At 49.2% G+C, this 4776-nt stretch carries 3 protein-coding genes; 2 read left to right on the top strand and 1 reads right to left on the bottom strand.

Annotated features, from left to right (window positions below; translation table 11 throughout):
• On the bottom strand, positions 1-1235 hold a 1235-nt coding region (locus WBV75_RS09475; RefSeq protein WP_424120381.1), incomplete at its 3' end, for an N-acetylmuramoyl-L-alanine amidase family protein.
• 114 nt (positions 1236-1349) lie between these two features.
• On the opposite strand from WBV75_RS09475, the gene WBV75_RS09470 reads away from it, so the two are divergent.
• Together WBV75_RS09470 and WBV75_RS09465 are read left to right on the top strand one after the other, a co-directional pair.
• Positions 1350-4052: a putative LPS assembly protein LptD gene (locus WBV75_RS09470; RefSeq protein ID WP_424120380.1), complete on the top strand. Its 2703-nt coding sequence runs from the start codon at positions 1350-1352 to the stop codon at positions 4050-4052.
• A gap of 23 nt (positions 4053-4075) precedes the next feature.
• A complete protein-coding gene (locus tag WBV75_RS09465) occupies positions 4076-4459 on the top strand; it encodes a RidA family protein (protein ID WP_424120379.1) in 384 nt (127 codons plus the stop codon).
• Positions 4460-4776: the final 317 nt, after the last annotated feature.

The raw sequence follows: 4776 nt of genomic DNA, 5'->3' as shown, positions 1-4776 counted from the left end.
GGAATATCCTTACTTACTGCCATGAGCTGCACCTTGAAAGTCACCCCAGCTTTATCCGCGACTGATGGGTTGGTTTTATCCCGGGTCTCAGCTGCAGGTGTTTTATTTGCTGCATCTGATGAGCCGGCTTTGTTCACCGGGGTTCCTGTCGAATCCTCTTTGGCAACTTCGGCCCCAACTGTGGTAGCTGCACCTTTTTTTCCGGGATTGACGGGCAAACCCGAATCAGGGGTAACCTTCGGGGGTTCTGCATCGACTATCGTTTCCTGACCCTTATCATCAACTGCCACGTCTTTGGAAGTCTGGGGGGCGATTTCTGCCCCGGCTCCCTTTTTTAACTCTTCTGGTAACCCTTCTGGATCCTTTGAAACCTCCTCGGGTACCTGCGGTTCCAGTTCCGCCATTTCTTGGCGGGGGGTTTGAGTATTTGTGGAAACGCCAGAAGGTATCGTACTTCGGTACTCCAGAATAGCCTCGGCAATGGCCCGGCCCATCTCCTGCTGCCCTTTCTTTGAATTCAGGTACTGTCCTTCATCCCGATTGGTGAGGAATCCGGTTTCGATCAGTACGCTGGGCATAAAAGTTTGATGCAAAACGATAAAACCCGCTTGTTTGACTTTGCGGTCTTTTCGCTGCAGCTTCCCCGTGAAACGATCCTGCATCAGTTTGCCGAGAAGGATACTCTGATCCAGGAATTCCTCCTGCATGATCGTCAGCCCGATCACGGATTCCGGGGAACTGATATCGTAGTCCGCATATCGGGATTCATAATTATCTTCCAGGTAGATTACAGAGTTCTCTTTTTTGGCCACCTCAAAATTCTGCTTGTTGGCATGTAGTCCGAGAACGAAGGTACCTGCTCCATTGGCGTTTGAGGAGTGGGAATCACAATGCACGGAGACAAAAAGATCTGCCTGGGCTTTATTGGCAATCTCTCCCCTTTTGTAGAGATTTATAAAAGTATCGTCGTCGCGGGTGTAAATCACTTTCACATTTCCTTCCTGCTCAAGGGCCTTTCCCGCCTCCAATACAATACTCAGGGCGATGTTCTTTTCTAAAAATCCATTCCCGAGATTTCCCGGGTCATGGCCCCCATGGCCCGCATCCAGAACTACGGTAAAAGGAATTGCCCCGGCAGGATCACCCTGGGAGGCCTGGGCCTTAAGACTTATGGCACCCAACAGGAATCCGATTGTTGCCAGGAATGTTAAAAAGCCCGTGTTAATGCGTTGCATCTTCAATTCTATGCGGGTTAAAATTACCTAAAGGTACGCCTTGCAGAAGGAAAAATATGTAAGTTTGACCACTGAATTCCAAGCGAACTCCGTACAAAAATAGAACTTATCGCATTGCAATCAAAGATACATCTGGGTCTTTTCCTGGGTTTGGTGTTGATGGCCGTCGGAGGATTGTCCGCTCAGGAGGATTTGGTCAAGCCTCTTCCGATCAAAGCAGTAGGCGATACTTTAAGGGCTCCGGACCTCTCGGACCTGCTCAGGAAAATTGATACGGTAGGGACGGATTCCGTCCAGCCTTCGTCCAGTGCGCTCATGGATCAGGTCCGCTATACGGCTAAGGATTACGTGCGGATCAGTCAGAAAGATCAGAAAATTTACCTCTACAATGAGGCTGAAATCTATTATCAGGACACCGAACTGAAGGCAGGGGTGATCGTCCTTGATTATATCAACAATGAGGTTTATGCAGGGCGAATACGGGATTCGCTTGGGAATTATACCCAATTACCCTATTTCAAACAGGGCTCCAATGAGGTAATCCCGGATTCCATCAGGTTTAATTTTGATACCGAAAAGGCCATCATCTGGAACTCCCGAACCGAACAACAGGCTGATCTGGGCACCATGGGTGGTGATGCCATGAAAGTCTATGCCGAGCGCACCAAAAAAGAGAACGATTCGGTTTATTTCCTTAGTGAGGGGAAGTTGACCACCTCCAGCGACACCATAAATCCGGACTACTATATCCGGGTGCGAAAAGCGAAGTTCGTCCCCAATAAAAAGGTAATTGCTGGCTTTTCCAATTTGTATATTGTAGACGTCCCCACCCCAATCGCCCTGCCCTTTGCATATTTTCCACTAACCACTGGAAGGACAGCGGGAATTCTCATGCCAACTTTCGGGATGGATCCGGACAGGGGGTTCTTTATACAGAACGGAGGGTATTACCTGCCCCTCAACGATTTTGTCGATCTCACCGTAACCGGGGATCTCTATAGTAATGGGAGTTATGGTTTCAGGGCGCAATCCGTCTATGCAAAGCGTTATAAATACAGGGGTAACTTTAATTTCCGGTATGAAAACCTCGTAACGAGCCAAAAGGGGTTTGACGATTATTCCAGATCTACAATTTACAATATACAGATCTCGCATTCCCAGGATTCGAAAGCCAATCCGAACTCCCGGCTTTCCGCATCGGTGAACCTCGGGAGCAGCCAGTATTTCAGGAATTCACTAATCCAGCAAAACCTGCCCAATACCCAGGTAAACAACCTTTCGTCATCCATTTCGTATTCCCGTACCTTTCCGACGTACCCCTCTGTAAATGTGAGTCTGACGGCCACCCAAAACCAGAATACCAATACGGACGTGGTAGATCTGACCCTGCCTACACTTCAGGCGAGTATGGAGCGTATTTTTCCCCTGGCCCCAAGAGATGGTATAAAAAAAGGAGCTATTCAGAACATCAATTTGCAATACAACCTCAACGGCCGGTATGGAATACGTACCACAACCGATGAATTCCTGACCGGGGCGATGTTTGAAAATGGTCGATTGGGGGCCGAACATCAAATCCCCATATCTACCAATTTTAAAATTGCCAAATACCTCAGTGTCACCGCCGGCGGGACCTACCGGGATGTCTGGACCTGGGAAACCTACCCCCAACGCTACGATCCGGAGTTAGAGCAGGTAGTTACGGATACCATTGGCGGTTTTGACCGGTTCAATGAATACAGCCTGAGCGCAGCCCTGGGTACAACGGTATACGGAACCTTTAATTTTGGGGAGGATAAAAAAGTACAGGCCTTGCGCCACATTATACGGCCCAATGTGAGCTACGGTTATGCACCGTCTTTTGACCAGTATTACGAAGAAGTTATTAATGAGGCTACAGGGGTGCCCACCAGTTTTACACGCTTCCAGAACACTCCATACGGGACACCGAGACAGGGACGTTCGAACGCCTTTAGCTTTGGCCTGGCGAACACGCTCGAGGCCAAGGTCCGGGATAAAGACACGACAGCCCTTGAACCGAAAAAGGTTTTTATCCTCAACAGTTTTAACCTGAATACCAGCTACAACCTGGAAGCAGATTCCCTGAAACTCAGCCCGATCAACCTGACCGGGGGTACCACCATCCTGGATAATAAGATGAACATCAACTTCGGCGCGAGTATGGATCCCTATGCGATTGACAATACCGGACGACGGATCAACACCTTGAACATCAGTGCGGGCGGCGGACTCTTTCGGGTGACCAGTGCCCGGGCCAATATAGGATATACCCTTAGCAGCACGGATTTTGAGCGGGATCGTCAGGAACGGGAAGAGGAAGAACAGGACCCGTATAGTGGAAGTAATTACGTCGCCAATAGCGGGGGGCGGACCGATGATCTTTTCGGGGCAGCCAACGATTTTAACAGCAGCGCATTTGAGGGTCGGGACCCGGCAAGTGTGGAAACACCGATTTTCGGCACCAAAATACCCTGGAACCTCAGCCTGCAATACGCAGTGACCTATAACAATGCGGCCCGACAAGGAGATATAACCAATCATTCCCTGATGTTCCGCGGGAATATCGAACTGACCCCAAAATGGCGGGTAGGATTATCCTCCGGGTACGATTTTGTCGGAAAGGGCTTTACCCTGACCCAGTTCCAGTTTGAAAGGGATTTAAATAGTTTCCATTTAAAATTTGACTGGACGCCCTTTGGCGATTTTGAACGCTGGTATTTTTTCATAGGCATCAAGGCAAATCTGCTGAAAGACCTGAAATGGGAAAACCGAAGCCAGCCCTCCAACATACGTTAACTCATTTCAAAGCTTCAAGGCATATGAAAACAATAATTAAAACATCAGCGGCTCCAGCCCCGATAGGGCCTTACAATCAGGCGGTTCGCGCCGGGAATACCCTTTATGTTTCAGGGCAAATCGCACTGGACCCTCAGACGGGGGAACTTTTAAAGGGATCCATCGAAGAGGAAACGGAACTCGTGATGGAAAATCTACAGGCGGTATTAAAAGCTGCCGGCGCAGATTTTTCCAACGTGGTCAAAAGCAGCATTTTTGTTGCCGATATGGGGCAATTTGCCCGCATCAACGCAGTCTATGGGCGCTATTTTGAAGCCAAAACCGCCCCTGCCCGGGAAACCGTCGAAGTAGCCAACCTCCCGAAGTACGTCAATGTGGAAATCTCGGTAATCGCTGTGCTCGCGTAGTGAGGTTTGCCTACTGCCACTGGCCCCTGAGGACTCCTTTTTGAACTTTGAACCTTTTCAGAAGTACGCAGTTCCCATTTGCACTACGCAGTATTGTTCGATGTAAAACAATCGTTGGCCCATTTCCTGCCAACTGCCACTGCCCACTGAAGACACCTTTTTGAACTTTGAACCTTGAACCCTTTTACTGCCTACTGCAACCGCCTACTGCCACTACCTTCCCCACTTCAGATAGTATCCTTGTGAAACTCAACAAGGCCCTCAATCGGTCGCTGCCGGATGACCCCCAGGATCATGTCGTTCCGCTGAATAACTTC

This window comes from Robiginitalea sp., assembly GCF_049588695.1.
Lineage (GTDB): Bacteria > Bacteroidota > Bacteroidia > Flavobacteriales > Flavobacteriaceae > Robiginitalea.
The sequence above is the reverse complement of the archived record's forward strand: the minus strand, read 5'-3'. Positions and strand labels throughout refer to the sequence as shown.